This is a genomic window from Paenibacillus sp. FSL R5-0713 (assembly GCF_037973325.1).
Classification (GTDB): Bacteria; Bacillota; Bacilli; order Paenibacillales; family Paenibacillaceae; genus Paenibacillus.
Genome location: NZ_CP150229.1, coordinates 1,487,994 through 1,503,800 on the forward strand (window position 1 = coordinate 1,487,994; position 15,807 = coordinate 1,503,800).

At 49.0% G+C, this 15,807-nt stretch carries 14 protein-coding genes and 2 other annotated features; of the genes, 8 read left to right on the forward strand and 6 right to left on the reverse strand.

The features are described 5' to 3' along the window. Positions 1 to 45: 45 nt before the first annotated feature. On the forward strand, positions 46 to 957 hold the full coding sequence (locus MKZ12_RS06500; RefSeq protein WP_278296378.1) for a YitT family protein: 912 nt from the start codon (positions 46 to 48) through the stop codon (positions 955 to 957). Between the two features lie 55 nt (positions 958 to 1,012). Here the strand turns inward: MKZ12_RS06500 and ligD are convergent, their stop codons facing one another. The 5 genes from ligD to MKZ12_RS06525 all read right to left on the reverse strand — a co-directional run bounded on the left by ligD (position 1,013) and on the right by MKZ12_RS06525 (position 6,278). Further along, on the reverse strand, positions 1,013 to 1,903 hold the full coding sequence (ligD, locus tag MKZ12_RS06505; RefSeq protein WP_339259435.1) for a non-homologous end-joining DNA ligase: 891 nt from the start codon (positions 1,901 to 1,903) through the stop codon (positions 1,013 to 1,015). Positions 1,904 to 1,942: 39 nt separating this feature from the next. Then, a complete protein-coding gene (locus tag MKZ12_RS06510) occupies positions 1,943 to 2,893 on the reverse strand; it encodes a DNA ligase (protein WP_339259436.1) in 951 nt (316 codons plus the stop codon). Between the two features lie 53 nt (positions 2,894 to 2,946). Beyond that, positions 2,947 to 4,044 carry an endospore germination permease gene (locus tag MKZ12_RS06515; protein ID WP_339240305.1) on the reverse strand — a complete coding sequence of 366 codons (1,098 nt, stop codon included), beginning with the start codon at positions 4,042 to 4,044 and terminating at the stop codon, positions 2,947 to 2,949. 182 nt (positions 4,045 to 4,226) lie between these two features. After that, positions 4,227 to 5,096, reverse strand: coding sequence for a VOC family protein (locus MKZ12_RS06520; RefSeq protein WP_339259437.1), 870 nt, complete (start codon positions 5,094 to 5,096; stop codon positions 4,227 to 4,229). Between the two features lie 270 nt (positions 5,097 to 5,366). Beyond that, the gene (locus tag MKZ12_RS06525; protein ID WP_339259439.1) at positions 5,367 to 6,278 is read right to left on the reverse strand and encodes a Ku protein; all 912 of its coding nucleotides are present in this window, start codon (positions 6,276 to 6,278) and stop codon (positions 5,367 to 5,369) included. A gap of 226 nt (positions 6,279 to 6,504) precedes the next feature. Here MKZ12_RS06525 and MKZ12_RS06530 point away from each other — a divergent pair, with 226 nt between their 5' ends. The 7 genes from MKZ12_RS06530 (at position 6,505) to MKZ12_RS06560 (ending at position 13,078) form a co-directional block, all read left to right on the forward strand. Beyond that, complete coding sequence (locus tag MKZ12_RS06530) at positions 6,505 to 6,801, forward strand: hypothetical protein (RefSeq protein ID WP_339240309.1); 297 nt, start codon at positions 6,505 to 6,507, stop codon at positions 6,799 to 6,801. Between the two features lie 4 nt (positions 6,802 to 6,805). Continuing rightward, positions 6,806 to 6,982, forward strand: coding sequence for an H-type small acid-soluble spore protein (locus MKZ12_RS06535; RefSeq protein ID WP_026081228.1), 177 nt, complete (start codon positions 6,806 to 6,808; stop codon positions 6,980 to 6,982). A gap of 188 nt (positions 6,983 to 7,170) precedes the next feature. After that, positions 7,171 to 7,653: a tRNA (adenosine(37)-N6)-threonylcarbamoyltransferase complex ATPase subunit type 1 TsaE gene (gene tsaE, locus MKZ12_RS06540; RefSeq protein WP_339240310.1), complete on the forward strand. Its 483-nt coding sequence runs from the start codon at positions 7,171 to 7,173 to the stop codon at positions 7,651 to 7,653. Next, positions 7,650 to 8,504, forward strand: coding sequence for a tRNA (adenosine(37)-N6)-threonylcarbamoyltransferase complex dimerization subunit type 1 TsaB (gene tsaB / locus MKZ12_RS06545; RefSeq protein ID WP_339240311.1), 855 nt, complete (start codon positions 7,650 to 7,652; stop codon positions 8,502 to 8,504). Before tsaE ends, tsaB begins: the two co-directional genes overlap by 4 nt. Positions 8,505 to 8,738: 234 nt before the next feature. Then, a complete protein-coding gene (gene rimI, locus MKZ12_RS06550; RefSeq protein WP_237176573.1) occupies positions 8,739 to 9,260 on the forward strand; it encodes a ribosomal protein S18-alanine N-acetyltransferase in 522 nt (173 codons plus the stop codon). Continuing rightward, on the forward strand, positions 9,257 to 10,312 hold the full coding sequence (tsaD, locus tag MKZ12_RS06555; RefSeq protein WP_339259440.1) for a tRNA (adenosine(37)-N6)-threonylcarbamoyltransferase complex transferase subunit TsaD: 1,056 nt from the start codon (positions 9,257 to 9,259) through the stop codon (positions 10,310 to 10,312). Before rimI ends, tsaD begins: the two co-directional genes overlap by 4 nt. Before the next feature lie 90 nt (positions 10,313 to 10,402). Further along, positions 10,403 to 10,760: a binding site (T-box leader), on the forward strand. A gap of 67 nt (positions 10,761 to 10,827) precedes the next feature. Continuing rightward, positions 10,828 to 11,167, forward strand: a binding site (T-box leader). Positions 11,168 to 11,521: 354 nt separating this feature from the next. Continuing rightward, positions 11,522 to 13,078 carry a 2-isopropylmalate synthase gene (locus MKZ12_RS06560; protein WP_339259442.1) on the forward strand — a complete coding sequence of 519 codons (1,557 nt, stop codon included), beginning with the start codon at positions 11,522 to 11,524 and terminating at the stop codon, positions 13,076 to 13,078. Positions 13,079 to 13,649: 571 nt separating this feature from the next. Here MKZ12_RS06560 and MKZ12_RS06565 read toward each other — a convergent pair. Further along, on the reverse strand, positions 13,650 to 15,608 hold the full coding sequence (locus MKZ12_RS06565; RefSeq protein WP_339240314.1) for an ABC-F family ATP-binding cassette domain-containing protein: 1,959 nt from the start codon (positions 15,606 to 15,608) through the stop codon (positions 13,650 to 13,652). Between the last annotated feature and the right edge of the window lie 199 nt (positions 15,609 to 15,807).

Consider the following 15,807-nt stretch of genomic DNA (forward strand, 5'->3'; position numbering starts at 1 on the left):
GATTTATAAAATGGATTCACACACTGATTTAACGGGGGGGATACCATGTCCAATGTAACGGTGAAAGAACTAACAGCCAAGCAAGCTGACCGCGGGGTCAAAAGCTCGGTGTTTACTTTAAAGCTGCTGCAACGTATTGTGATGATTCTGATCGGTGCTGCACTAATGGCTGTATCGCTTGAAGTATTTCTCGTACCGAATGGTGTTATTGATGGTGGGATTACGGGGATTTCAATTATGGTGTCAGAGCTTACACATCTGCCACTCGGCGTATTCCTGACCTTGCTCAACTTGCCGTTCCTGATTCTGGGTTACAAGCAGATTGGTAAAACATTTGCGTTATCCACATTGCTGGGGATCGTGGTCATGTCCATCGGGACTTCGTTATTGCACCATGTTCCTGCATTAACACCGGGTGAGCCTTTGCTGGGAGCAGTTTTTGGCGGATTGATTCTGGGTGTGGGTGTTGGACTCGTTATTCGGTCTGGCGGTTCACTGGACGGTACGGAGATTGTGGCTATCCTGCTTAGTGAGAAGTCACCGTTGTCTGTAGGACAGATTGTATTGTTCATTAACGTATTTATTTTCGCAGGTGCAGGATTTGTATTCGGTTGGCCGAATGCCCTGTATTCCATGATTGCATATTATATTGCGATGAAGATGATTGATATCGTGAATGAGGGACTGGATCAGTCCAAATCGGTATGGATCATTAGTGAGAAGTATCGTGATATCGGTTCAGCCCTGACAGACCGTCTTGGTCGTGGTGTAACTTTCCTGGATGGCGAGGGTGGATTCAGCGGCGACGAGAAAAAGATCATCTTTGTTGTCATTACCCGCTTGGAAGAAGCCAAACTCAAGTCCATCGTTGAAGATTGGGACCCGCAAGCTTTTGTGGCGATCGGTAACATTCACGACGTGAAGGGCGGACGTTTCAAGAAAAAAGGTATCCATTAGCGATTTATCCACGCATATATGATAATAGCCGACTCCCTTGTGATAAGGGGGTCGGCTATTTTTTCTTCAAATGCTTGAGAATGAGTTCAACCGGTTGCGGCTCGACGGCTGCGATCAAATCTCCGATATCATTCAGGCGCTCCACAATGTTCATCAGATGGTAATCCTGGATGGAGACGTTGTTTCGAACCTCATCCCAGGTAAGTGGCGTAGATACGGTGGCTCCTGATTTGGCACGAGGTGTATAGGGGGCCGCAAGGGTCTTGCCACCATAATGCTGGAGGTAGTCAAAATATATGCGGTCTCCACGATCCTTTTTGAGTCGTTCCAGTGTGAACAGATCGGGGTGCTTCTGCGTGACATATTTGCCAACAAAATAACCGATATCCCGCAATTCATCAAAGGTAACACCTTGCACAATAGGAACGATAATCTGAACTCCGGTTGCCCCTGAAGTTTTGGGAATGGACCTCAGACCAAGGGAAGTCAAGGTTTCTCCAACGATGAGTGCAGCCTGCATGATCCGTGGCTCATGTTCCTGAGAGGGGTCCAGATCAATCATCCATTCACAGGGCAGCAGGCTTCCGACAGCATGAAGAGAAGGATGGAATTCAAGTGCAGCCAGGTTGCCGAGCCACAATAATTCAGGCAGTCCATTCATTACCACATAACGGATGCCATCGTGTACTTCAGTCCGAACATAATCCGGGACGGGTTCGGGGGCATTCTTTTGGTAGAAAAATGTCCCTCCCGCCCCATGGGGGTATCTTATGGTGGTTAATAGTCGATTGCTTGTATATGTGAGCAGGTATGGAGCTAAAGCTGCCAGCTTTTGCAGATAGATTGCTTTGGTGACACCTGCTTCCGGCCATAACAGCTTGTCCGGGTTCGTAACGGTTAGCTCTGTGCCTTCTATTATGATGGTTCCTTGAATCTTAGGGGCCACACCGAACACCTCCTATACGTAATCTATATACGAACTCATTCATTGAAGAAGCTGATTCGCCAGGCAATCCTCACGGGTTACCTCTGCGAAGGTCTGAATACTGGGATGGCGTAGTGTGCGATGATGCGTCAGTTCCATATATTGCACTTTGACACCTATTCGTGGTTCTACCCAGGTGGTTTCCGCACTGCGTTCGGGTACATTATGGAACGGTCGGTCCTGCCTAATCAGAGGCTCAACCTGATGGGTAAGTTCACGCCAAGTATTGGAGTTCAGCTTGCCTGTCCCGACATGACCAATATAGACAAAGTTAGGCCCATCATATACGCCAACCGCGATGGCGTTCACAATACCGCTTCGGTACGTGACACCCCCGATCATGGCATATACATCATGCATGATTTTGACCTTCTGCCAGCGCTGATCCTTACCCTGTATGCCATAAGTGCTGGTGAGATCCTTGCAGACGATGCCTTCCATCTGATGCTGTCTCATGACCGTAAGCAGGGATGCGGCATCAAGTGTATTGGTAACCTCCTGAACATGGGGAGCGCTGTTAAGAACCTCGTGCAACAGGCGCTGTCGATCTGCCAAAGGCTGATCCGTCACCCATTGTCCCTCATAGAACAGGATATCAAATACCATATACGTGACCGGAATCTGATGTATGGCTTGGGCGATGCCTTCCGGTCTGCTCATGCGATCCCGCCGCAGAACGTGATAAAACGAAGGTTTGCCGGTGTCCGGGTCCAGTGCAATTACTTCTCCATCCAAGATATAGGATGCTCCTGAACATAAATTACGTGGTGTGACCAACTCGGGATACTGTGCGGTTCGATCATGTAACCTGCGATTCACCAGGCGAAGCTCATGCCCGTCCTCATAAGCAAGCATACGGACTCCATCCCACTTGATTTGTGCAATCCATTGAGGTCCTGTGGGCAAGGTATCCCTGGAGATGGGTTCGAACGGAATCAGCGGTTTGAACATGGGGAACTCCTTCCTCGCCCTAATGATCCGGCGCAGGTTCATTCAGAATTTTGTTATATTTTTTGGAAGCGGGACTTCATATGATGCACCAGAATGAGCAGTAACGGAAGTGCAATACCACAGGTCAGATCCCAATCAATCCAATAGGGAATGATGACCTTGAGATAAAAGGTCTCGTTCGGAGCGATTAGAATAGACATGGCGAGAATAAGCATGGAACCCGGCAGGATCAGAGAACGGTGACTGGACAAGTGAAACAGGTGAGCGACGCCCAGGATAAAACCGTAGAAGAACAGAGCGGCTTTGAAAAAAACAGCAATAATCCAGACCGATGTTATGAAGGCTTCGACGCGTTGCATAAAGTTTCCGATATTGATCTTCTGTGAAAGGTTGAATGAAGCGAACCAGTGATGCTGCGTCATCCATGGTCCCATAACGAACAGACACATGCTTAGCGTCAATGTGAGTAACAATCCACCAATCATGCCAGCGAACAGAATGTCCTTTTGCAGATGGGGCTCATCTTTCGTGTAGGGAAAGAGCATCATGAAGATGCACAACTCGCAGTAAGGATAGGTGAGTACAGCAACAAAACCTTTGAATGGATCAAGAAAGCCTTGTGCAAGCACAGGTTGGATGTTAGCTATACGTATATGGGGGATTAGAAATACCGTCAGAAAAAGCAGAAACAATACGATCAGAGGAAGAAAGACCTCAGCAGTCTTACCAATGCTCTCCAGACCGGAAAAAAGCCCCCAGACAAGTGCACACATAAAAACCAAATGAAGGATCATTAATGGAGATTCCGGCAAGATCTGGGTAGACATAAAATCGCCAATCTCCCTAATGAACGTTGAGGTGCTGATTAGGAAATAAAAAATATAAAAAGAACCAAACAATGTCCCGATCCAGGGTCCCAATGTTCGAAGGGCATTTTGAATCAGATTCAGCCGGGGATGCGTTCTGTAGGCAACAAGCATAATGAAGAGTATTCCAAGGCCCCCTGCGACTCCCAACAAGGCTGATAACCAGGCATCCTGATGAGCATAGGATGTGATCATGGAAGGGAAGACGAGAATTTGCTCCCCGATGGTGCACAGGAACATAAGTGAAGCGAGCTGTCTAACAGTCAAACGTCCCTTTTCGATCATGAAGTATCTCCTTAACAGATCATGTCTATGTATTGGTTAGAATGCACCAATTGTGCCAGTTTTATAAAAGCCAATGTAAAAAGCCCGTGCAGCCGACCTCTCTGTGATGTAGAGAAATCAGTTACCCGGGCTTATTAACATGTGGTTAAGCAATCATATTGTATTATAACGGCTACATAGAATCAGTTCGCAGTTGTCAGACGTATACGAATATTCTGTGGGTCTACCGTAAACCAAGTGTCCTCTACTGGTGTAACGACTGCACCGGATTGACGTAATTGTTCAAGTGCCTGTTCCAATTGTTCCTTGGTGGCGTACACAATGGTGAAGTAATCAATTCCTGTAGCGTTATCTGGATTGACAGGTGCATTCACTCCTGCCCAGATATTGAGTCCCAGATGATGATGATAGCCGCCTGCGGATACAAATAGTGCTGACATGTTGGCGAAGTTACCCACGATATCAAAACCGAGTATGCCGGTGTAGAAGTTGCGGGCTTCTTCCAGGCTGCGGACATGGAAATGAACGTGACCGATAACTGTGCCAGCAGGCAGACCTTGCCAAGGTTCATTCTCCGATATGGCAAACAGGCTTTCCACATCAACCGGATCACTTGCCATCACGTAGTTATTGTCGCTATCCCGTTTCCAGGTATCACGTGCGCGGTCAGCATAGATCTCAATTCCGTTCTGATCAGGATCGGAGATATAGAAGGCTTCACTGACCAAGTGATCGCCTTGACCGATATCGATACCGGATGCAGCCAGATTACGAAGAGCGAGACCCAGGGACTTACGGTCAGGCAGCAGAATGGCGAAATGATACAAGCCAGCGTGTGAGCGTTCCGGCAGGGTAATGCCATCCGTGAGCTCTTCCAATCGCAGCAGGGAATGTTTTCCGTCAGCTGTCAACGTAGCCACTTTGTCACTCCGCTCCAGTAATTTCAATCCAACTACATCGGTATAGAACTTAATCGAACGGTCCAGGTTCATAATTCGGAGACTCACTTCACCCAGATGGGTTGTCGCAGGGATTTGATACGGCGTATTCATGATTGTTTCCTCCTGATAATAAATAATATAGGTTCTCGTTTGAATGTGTATATGCGTTGAAGATGAATTATTAGATTGCATGTTGTTAAAGCAGGATTGCAGAGTGACTGTATATTCATAAATAAGTTACTTTTCATAAGTTAATATAAAATATAAATCAGCTTTCGTCAATCGCATTTTACAAAAACAAAAAAATCCGACTGTGAAGCCGGATTGGAGTAAATTTCATTACATGAGCAGATAACGGAATCGTTCTTGCGTTGACGACATTCAAACTTTTGGTTTGGGTGCTGCCTTTTTCCTTTTGGCTGGTGCAGGTGCATCGGATTCCCCTCCGGCAGCCGCCTGAGCGGACGTTTTTCGCGCTGTGCGTTTCTTCGGTTTGGCTGTTGTTGTCCCAGGGTCAGCCGGAATAGGTTTCACCGCCTCGATGCTTGCTTGTAAGGCAGCCATCAAATCCATCACATTGGCTTCAGGTTTGGCTGGAGCAATCTTGATTTCTTCGCCTGCCACTTTGTGCTGGATAAGATCCAGCAGTTTGTTGCGATAGTCATCGGTGTATTTACCAGGTTCAAAAGGCGTAGACAATTGATCAATCAACAGCTTTGCCATCGTGAGTTCCTTCTTATTCACGTTTTGCACTTCCGGCAAGTTAGGCACCTGGGAGACAGGACGAATCTCGTCCGGATAGAAAATCGTCTCCATGGAGAGGCAATCTTCCAACACGCGTATGGCAGCCAGACTGCTCTTGGAACGAATGGAGATTTTGGCGATGCCGATTTTGCCGGTATCCCGCATCGCGTTCATCAACAGTTGGTAGGCATTTCCCCCGGCCTGATCGGGCGAAAGATAATATGTTTTCTGAAAATAAATCGGGTCAATCTCAGTTAAGTCTACAAAATCCAGTATGGTGATGGTTTTGTTGGTGGAATCATTTAACGCTTCTAATTCATCTTTTTCGAAGAGTACGAACTTTCCTTTTTCATATTCATAGCCTTTGGTGATCTCTTCCCATTTGACGTCCACTTCACAGGATGGACATTGGCGAACATAAGCGAGCGGGCTGCCGCAGACTTTATGGATATAGCGCATGGAGATGTCTTTGTCTTCGGTAGCCGAGAACATTTTGACAGGGACATGAACAAGGCCAAAACTGATTGCGCCTTTCCAGACGGTATGCATAGGTCGGCTCCTTTCGAAAGGGTGTTCAAAAATTCAGCTTTTGATTACGTCAGCCGAATGTCCGTTACTTAAAACCGGATTTGTTGAACACGGATTTATATTCAATAGTATGGGCATATGGCGCAAGGGATAATCGTCTTATGGACGAACGAATTCGTATGGTTCGACGAGACTCGGGGATGATAACAGAAGTGATCTCACAATGATTAAGCTGGGAGGTGCTGAAATGAAGAACAGACGGGATGAAGAGGAAGCACACAAGCATGCGTTTTCTCCGTATCCCCTTGCGGAAGCCGAAAGCGCAGAAGAATTCTATACACCCGCTACAGCTGTGAACTGGGAAGCGGTAACCTCAGAAAAATTGCCCCTTGATCGGGAGTCGTTCATGCTTGACATTGACCGGATGGTGAATGAAGGGTTAGGTGGGGGACAAGTTACGGACGATAACGGTTATATTGGTGAAAGTACAACAGATAGCATGGTTCGAGAATCACATGAGGATCCGGAAGGGGAGTATGAATAAGATGATGGATGCAAAGCGTGCCAAAGCGATATATGATTCCAAGGATACGATTGCCGTTACGCTGGAAGGAGATCCGGTCTGGATCGAGAATGTGGATGAAGCCAATGGTATGGCGACCGTTCAGGTTGGCAGCAGACCAGGAAATACCCAGACGGTACGTGTGGATCGCTTGGAGGAGTAGGTACAAGTAGCATATTGTTATTAAGCAATTCGAGAATGAATAAAAGCTGAATATATGTATAACACAGCCGGTACCGGGAGGTGCCGGTTTTTGGTTTTTGCTAGGGTTGTTGCGGGGGAAGAAAGGGACCGATATAATAAGGTTCAAAGTGAACTCAGGCGGCTAGACCGCCAAAGGTGGGGCGAATATTGAATCAGACGCACGAGCAGTGGGTGTTTTTATCCCATGGCATTGCAGATACAGAAGCACTCGCTTCCGCACTCGCCAGACAGGCAAACGCCGGCATGGTAATTGCTTTGGATGGTGATCTGGGTGCGGGTAAAACGGCATTTTCGCAGAAATTTGCCTGGCATTTGGGTGTACGTGATGTGGTGAGCAGTCCCACATTCACGCTAATCAAGGAGTACGAAGGGCGTCTGCCTTTATATCACATGGATGTATATCGCATATCGCTGGAAGAAGCGGATGAGCTTGGACTTGATGAATATTTCTATGGAGCCGGAGTCAGTCTGGTGGAGTGGTCGAGTATCATTCCCGAATTGCTGCCGCAAGAGCACTTGCATGTGCAGATTGAAACAACGGGCCTGGAGGATCGAACGATTACACTGGATGGGTACGGCGAGACTTATGCAGCCTTGTGCCGACAGTTCAGACAGAATGGGGTCAAATGATGATGGAAGATTTACAAAAAGAGCCGCGTCAGCGGTTTTTGGCGTTGGATACATCCACCGCAGTAATGGCTGCTGCGATGATGGAAGGTCATGCGCTTCTGGAAGAACGCAATGAACGGGCTGAGCGCAACCATTCGGTACACGTTGTACCGGTGATGGAACAGCTGCTGGCCGCCAGCAGCACACAGCCTGGCCAACTGGATGGCATTGCCGTTGGCGTTGGGCCAGGCTCGTACACGGGCATCCGCATTGCGGTGACCGCGGCGAAGACACTGGCCTGGGCGTGGGACATCCCCGTAGCCGGGGTGTCCAGCCTTCAGGCCCTCGCCTGGGGCGGCTGGCACAGCGGCCTTGCCGCCAAGGCAGAAGCTGCGGCAGACGATGCCGCAGCAGGGGCTGGCGGAACGCCATCCGCGGACCAGGGCAGCACAGGTGCTGCCCCTGTCCACTGGATCGTTCCGCTTGTGGATGCAAGGCGCGGTCAAGCGTGCACCGCGCTGTTTGCCTCCGCCGGGAGCGATGCGCCCCGGCGTCTGGCGCCTGATGCCATCCGCAAGATGGACGGATGGCTGGAAGCCCTCGCCGCCCGCATGGCGGAGGCGGCGCCGGAAGAGCGGCCCGCAGCCGTCTGGTTCGTCGGCGAGACGGGCCCTCATGCTGCGGCAGCGGCGGAGCTTCGCTGCCCCGCAGGAACGGCGCTCCAGCTCGTACCTTATGAGCTGGAAGGCCGCTGGGTTGGGCGCCTAGGCGCCGCCGCGCTGCTTGCAGGTCAACGTGATGACGTGCATGCGCTGGTGCCGAACTACACCCAGTTGTCTGAAGCGGAAGCCAATCTGCTGCGCAAAGGCTAAAAGAGGTTGTTCAAAAAGTCCGCTTTTGATTACGAAGGATGCCTAGCGGCATCATCAGCATCGAATATGGAATTCAGCCGAAATAAGCGGGGCTTACGAAGCATGTTTCCTTTGGAAACATTGTAGTTGCTCACGTAGTTTTGACTACGCTCCGCTACTCCATTTCTAGCTTCATCCCATCTTCTCGGTACTGAAAACCGGTCTTTTTGAACACGCACTAAAGGGGGGAAGCAGATGGACAACGTGGCGAATAACAAGCAGGAAGCATCGCTTCAGTTCAGGTTCATGACACTCGCGGATATTCCCGATGTGATGGAGATTGAACATGAGGCCTTTACCCTGCCTTGGACAGAAGAAGCATTTCAAAATGAATTGACACACAATCAATTTGCTAAATATATGGTGATGGAATTGGAAGGCAAAGCCATTGGTTATGCCGGAATGTGGACGATTATGGATGAAGCCCATATTACCAATATTGCAGTCAGAGGCGCGTATCGTGGACGCAAGCTTGGCGAAAAGTTACTGGATGAATTAATGAGTACAGCGGCTTATCTCGGGATGGAACGAATGACGCTGGAGGTCAGAGTGTCGAACAGCATAGCTCAGCGTTTATATCAGAAAAAAGGGTTTGAATCGGCGGGTCTTCGTAAAGGGTATTACTCCGATAATGGGGAAGATGCGATGATTATGTGGGCGAACTTGCCGTCTGCAGGCCGGAGCGGCGAAGAGGAAGGAAGCGTACTGGATTCATGAACGAACTCAATGAAAAAATAAATTCTGCACCATCCTACATTTTGGCGGTGGAGACAAGCTGTGATGAAACATCGGTAGCTGTAGTCAAGGACGGACGGGAAGTGCTGTCCAATCTGATCTCAAGTCAGATCGAGACGCATAAGGCATTCGGTGGTGTGGTCCCTGAAGTCGCTTCACGTAAACACGTGGAAGTCATTACGTTGATGCTAGAACAGGCGATCGAACAATCCGGTATTCGTCCGCGTGATCTGAGTGCAATTGCCGTGACGCAAGGCCCGGGACTCGTTGGGGCATTGCTGGTAGGCATTGTTGCGGCCAAAACGCTGGCAATGGCACTGGGCAAACCGCTCATTGGCACACATCATATTGCTGGGCATATCTATGCCAACCGACTTACCCATGAACTGCAATACCCGGCGATGGCATTGGTCGTATCCGGTGGACATACAGAACTTGTGCATATGGAATCCGAAGGCAAGTTCAAGTTGATTGGTCGTACGCGAGATGATGCCGTCGGCGAAGCGTATGACAAAGTAGCGCGTGCATTGGGCTGTCCGTATCCGGGAGGTCCGCATGTAGACCGAATGGCGTCTGAAGCGGAGAACGTGGTGCCGCTACCGCGGGTGTGGCTGGAAACAGGTTCGTATGATTTCAGTCTCAGTGGTCTGAAGTCTGCTGTACTGAATGCGCTCAATCAGGCTAAAATGCGCGGAGAAACCTTGGAGCCATCTGCCGTTGCACGTGGTTTCCAGGAAGCTGTCGTAGAAGTCCTGGTGGAGAAAGCAGTAAGAGCCGTTCGTGAGTATGGTTCAAAACAATTGCTGTTGTGTGGTGGTGTTGCCGCTAACCGGGGATTGCGCTCTGCATTACAGGAGCGATGCACGAAGGAAGGGCTTGAGCTGTTAATCCCGCCAATGGAATATTGTACGGATAACGCGGCCATGATCGGAGCGGCTGCATATCTGAAATGGCAGCGGGGAGAAATCTCTGAATTTGATGCCAAAGCTGACCCGGGGCTTTCCCTGGAGGCATGGTCCGTTCAGTCCCTATAAACAGGCCGTTTGAGATTAAGAGTTGACAGCCTGCATGTGAAGAATGTATATTAGTTACAAATTTAAACAGGAAGTTATTTTCCTGAATGAATAAACGCGATGAACAGGAACAGTAAGGTCAATTCCCGGTTTAGAGAGCTGCGGGTTGGTGCAACGCAGTCGAAGGAAACCTGAAACTCACCTGGAAGCGGAACGATGGAACACGGTGACTCCCCGGGAGAATCCGAAGGCCGATTATGGCCCAAAGTACATGGTTACGGGTTGCCTCCGTGAATGGGCCGTTGTCGGAAGGACCGTTATTACAAGGATTGCCGACAATAACTGAGGGGGCTTTCAGGCTGCTTCAAGTGATCCGGAGGTGCGAAAGCATCTAGGGGTTCTCTTGAATGAACAGGAAGGAAGTCAACAAGAGTGGTACCGCGAAGGTGAACAGCCTGTCGTCTCTTGCATTATTGCATGAGGTGGCAGGCTTTTTTTGATTTTTAAAATAAGGATGATTGAATTTAGGTCATATGATAAATGTGATGAACGGGAGCAGTAGAATGATAAAGCGCTCAGAGAGCTGCGGGGTGGTGCGACGCAGTGGCTTAAGTCATTCGAATCTCGCCCGGGAACGGAGTTGTGGAAGCGTGGGGATGATATCAATCGTCCAGTTGTCCTGATGGACAACGACATGTGTTACACAGCAACGGTTAACCCGCGTTATAGGGTGTTTCTCCGAATTCCAGTGATGAATGTACGTGCACGCACATTCAGCGGATATCGGAGACGACGAGGTGGATGGAGTCCGGCGCAAGCCTGACCTATCAAGCGAGAGTGGTACCGCGGAGGGGATAATAACCCGCCGTCTCTTATATGAGATGGCGGGTTATTTGTGTTTGCTGCCGGCAGCAGGGTGGGCATGGGATAAACCATATGGAGATTGAAAAGGGAGAAAGACAGGGTGTAAGTCGACGTACAGCCTGTCACAAGCAAGTAGGCTATTTAACAAACGAGCAATGAATATGGAACATCGAGTAAATGAACATGAAATATCAAGTATAGGCACTAAATATGCAATAGGCTCTAATGATTACCAAGGACTAAGCTACTAACGACATACGCATTTACAAACAAAATATATAACAACATTGATGGCGATCAGCGGGTGTTCTATGGCTCGTGGATCGTAACAAAAATGAATATAAAATTTGATGGAGGTTGATGAATATGACAACGATTAATAACAAACGCATGATTGAGATTTTTGATACAACGCTGCGCGATGGAGAACAGGCACCGGGAGCGAGTCTGCAACCCGAGCAAAAGATCGAACTGGCACACCAACTGGCATCTCTGGGGATTGACGTCATTGAGCCTGGATTCCCGATCTCCAGTCCAGGTGAGTTCGCGGCGGTTCAGGCGATTTCGAGACAGTTGCAGGACGTGGAGATCTGTGGATTCGCGCGTGCGGTCAAAGGTGATATTGATGCAGCCGTTCAAGCAACAGCGGATGCAGCACGGCGCCGAATTCACCTGTTTATCTCTTCCTCGGATATTCATATAGAGCATCAGCTGCGCCGTCCGCGTAGTGAAGTGGTGGCTACCGCTCGTGAGATGGTATCTTATGCGCGTCAGTTCACGGACATCGTAGAGTTCACTGCTATGGATGCGGCTCGTACCAAGATGGACGATCTGATTGAAATGGTTGAAGTCGCTATTGAAGCTGGAGCGAGTATTATCAACCTGCCGGATACCGTTGGTTATGCTCTTCCACATGAGTATGGTGAGATGTTCCGCCGGGTACGTGAGGGTGCAAGAGGCGGCGATCAGGTTCGCTTTAGTGCACACTGTCACAATGATCTGGGTCTGGCCGTAGCCAATAGTTTGGCTGCAATTGCCAATGGGGCTTCCCAGATTGAAGTGACGATTAATGGTATCGGAGAACGGACGGGGAACTGTGCACTGGAAGAACTGATTATGGCTCTGGAGACCCGGGGAGATGCAATTGGTGCAACGACCAACATTAAGCTGAACCAGCTGTATGAGACTTCTCGTCAGATTAGCCGTGCCATGCACTTCCCGATTGCATACAACAAACCGGTGGTGGGACGTAATGCATTCCAGCATGAATCCGGCATCCATCAGGATGGTCTGCTGAAGAATCGGAGCACTTATGAGATTATGGACCCGGAAGCGCTGGGTATCCCTCGCAGCATGATTATTCTGGGCAAACACTCTGGTCGTCACGCCCTGAAGGATCGGGTTCGCAAATACGGTTTTGAGCCGGATGAGCAACAAATGGAGCAATTGTATGAGGTGTTCAAAGAAACCGCAGACCAGCAAAAAGTGGTCAGTGACGACCAGTTGCTGCAGATGGTTAGCCAGACCATGAATATTCCCGCACAGGATTATGAGCTGGTTGAATTGCAGGTGACGGCGGGCAGCATGACAGATCGAATGGCCGCCGTTCGTATTCGCACAAGTGCTGGAGAACAGTCTTACTCTGCCGTTGGCGGGGGTCCAGTGGATGCGACCATTCGTGCGATTGGTCAGAGTATTTCGGATGACATTGCTTTTGTTGATATGGAGATGCATGCCTTGAGCGGTGGAGAGGGTGCAAGTGCGGAGGCTGTAGTTACCGTGGAGCGTGCAGGACGTGAGTTCCGGGGAACGGCAACACATAATGATATCGTCATGGCTGCCGGTTTGGCTTATGTGGCGGCTTGCAATGCTGCTGGGCTGAAGGCGGAGCCTTCCGAACATCATGAACAAGCACACGCGTAGATCATCTGGGTCAGATCGTATGTGCAGCAGGGCTAGTACCCATCGCGATTCGATTTGATCTACATTGCATCATGTGAGTAAACAACGAGCAGGCCTTGAACGACAGAGGTCTGCTTTTGTCTTTTTATGGAGGAAGTATGAAGAGAGGGAAAGTCTATTTGTCAAGGTGTGACTATAGTTATCCACATATCCAGTGAAAATTGTGGGTAACTGGGATAAAGTCAAACCAGTGCAGTTTTCGAAACGAAAAGGGTTTAGGGGATAGAACGACTCCATACTATCCACAAACTTGTGGATAACGTGGATAACTTGGTGGATAAATATGGTTTTTGTGTATAAAAGGCTATTCTACCGCTGTATAATTAAGGTTATTAATGTGCTTGCTATCTTGCTTTGCTGTGGATAAGTATGAAAGATGGGCGTATAAAAATATTTCTCCTCATTCGAGTGAATTTGACAAAATCCAAAACAAGTCACCCCAACTTAAACAAAAAGCTGATCCCAGTAAGGAATCAGCCGAGGTACAACTATATTTGTAAGGACTTGTTCAAGCCATGTTTCTCAATTTGGGCTATTCCATAGCTAGTTCTTCCCACTCCTCATACGCCTTGGTGAGCTCTGCTTTGCGCTCCTCCGATTGTTGCTGGAGTTCTTGCAGCTTCATATAATCCTGGTAGATTTCAGGCAGAGCCATCTGCTCCTCAAGCTCTGTAATTTTTGTTTCCAGTTCCGCGATCTGTTGTTCCAGAGCTTCCTGCTTGCGTTGCCGGTTACGTTCTTCACGCTTTGCTTGTTTTTCCGCTTCGAACGAAGCCGCTCCAGATTTTTCGGTTGTTGCTGTACTCGGATCGGATTTGGAAGAGTTCTTGGATGAAGCTTGACGTGCCTCAGCAGCTTCGCGTGCGATGTCCTCAAGCTCCTGTTTCTTCTCCACATAATCATCATAATTTCCGAGATAGTGTTCTGTTCCACCTGGATGAAGCTCGACAATGCGCTCGGCCATTTTGTTGAGGAAGTATCGGTCATGGGAAATGAACAGCAGGGTACCTTCATAATCCATTAACGCCGCTTCCAGCACCTCTTTGGCAAACAGGTCGAGATGGTTCGTAGGCTCGTCCAGAATGAGCATATTGGCTTCCTTCAGCATCAGCTTGGATAGAGAGACACGTGCTTTCTCGCCGCCGCTGAGGGAAGAGATTTTCTTGAGCACATCGTCACCGCTGAACAAAAAGTTCCCCAGTACGGTACGAATACGTGCTTCTTCCATCCCCGGATAGGCACTCCACAGTTCTTCCAGAACCGTGTTGGACGGATTGAGCCCCGTCTGTTCCTGATCATAATAGCCAATCTGGACTTTCGTTCCCCATTGGATATCCCCGGATACCGGACGTAAACTTCCGGTGAGACACTTCAGCATGGTGGATTTGCCGATACCGTTTGGACCGATCAGAGCAACGGTTTCCCCGCGCCGCAGATCGAAGGATACATTGCGGAACAATGGAGAAGCCTCGTCATAAGCGACAGACAGTTGATCCACACGAAGCACTTCTTTGCCAGACATCACGGCTGTTTCGAAGGAAAAATGAGCTTTTTTCAAATCTCCCATCGGCTTATCTAGGCGCTCCATTTTTTCGAGGGCCTTCCGGCGACTTTGAGCCCGTTTGGTCGTCGATGCACGTACAATATTTTTCTGGACAAAATCTTCCATCTTCGAGATTTCACCCTGTTGTTTCTCATATTGCTTCATCTGCGTCTCATATTCGGCAGCCTTGAGTTCCATATAACGGCTATAATTGCCCGTATATTTTTTGGAGCGATGCCGTTCGATCTCTACGATGGTCGTTACGAGCCGATCGAGGAAGTACCGGTCATGGGATACCACGAGCAATGCGCCTGAATAACCTCTCAGATAATCTTCCAACCAGGTGAGGGTGGCGATATCGAGATAGTTGGTAGGCTCGTCCAGCATGAGCAGATCGGGTGCCTGAAGCAAAATGCGAGCAAGTGCAAGGCGTGTCTTCTGCCCGCCGCTCAGCGTAGCAATGGGGGTATCCGGCGAAAATTCCCCGAATCCCATCCCGTGCAATACGCTGCGAATGCGGGTTTCCATCTCATAACCGCCATGGTCCTTGAACCAGTCGGAGCGTTTCGCATAACGTTCCAGCAGGTCCGCGTACTTTTTCTCGTCTTCCATCTGGGCAGGGTCGGCAATATCGCGCTCCATCTGACGCAAATCGGCTTCAGCCTGTGTCAGGTGAGCGAACACGTTCATCATTTCTTCCCAGATGGTGCGATCGGATTGCAGCCCGCTATTCTGAGCCAGGTAACCCAGCGTCGTTTCTTTGGATTTGAAAATCTGTCCCCCGTCATAAGACATTTCACCAGCTACAATTTTGAGCAAAGTGGATTTTCCTGCACCGTTTACACCAACGAGGCCGATGCGCTCGCGTTCTAATATTTGTAAGTTCACGCCGTCCAAGATTGGATCGACACCAAAACGTTTGATAATTCCGGATACTTGCAGCAGCATAAAATTAAGTTCCTCCATAGGTCCAGTTCTTGATATGACAACTATATCCCAGTTTACATGAAATACAGAGCAATTGCACCGATTGGGAACGCATGGGGCATGTAGTCTTTTTGATCAATCAATGATAAACTGAAAGAAGGCATGTTATTACATGAGGATTTTGCAGAAAATGAATCATTTTAACCTTTTCAACAAGATG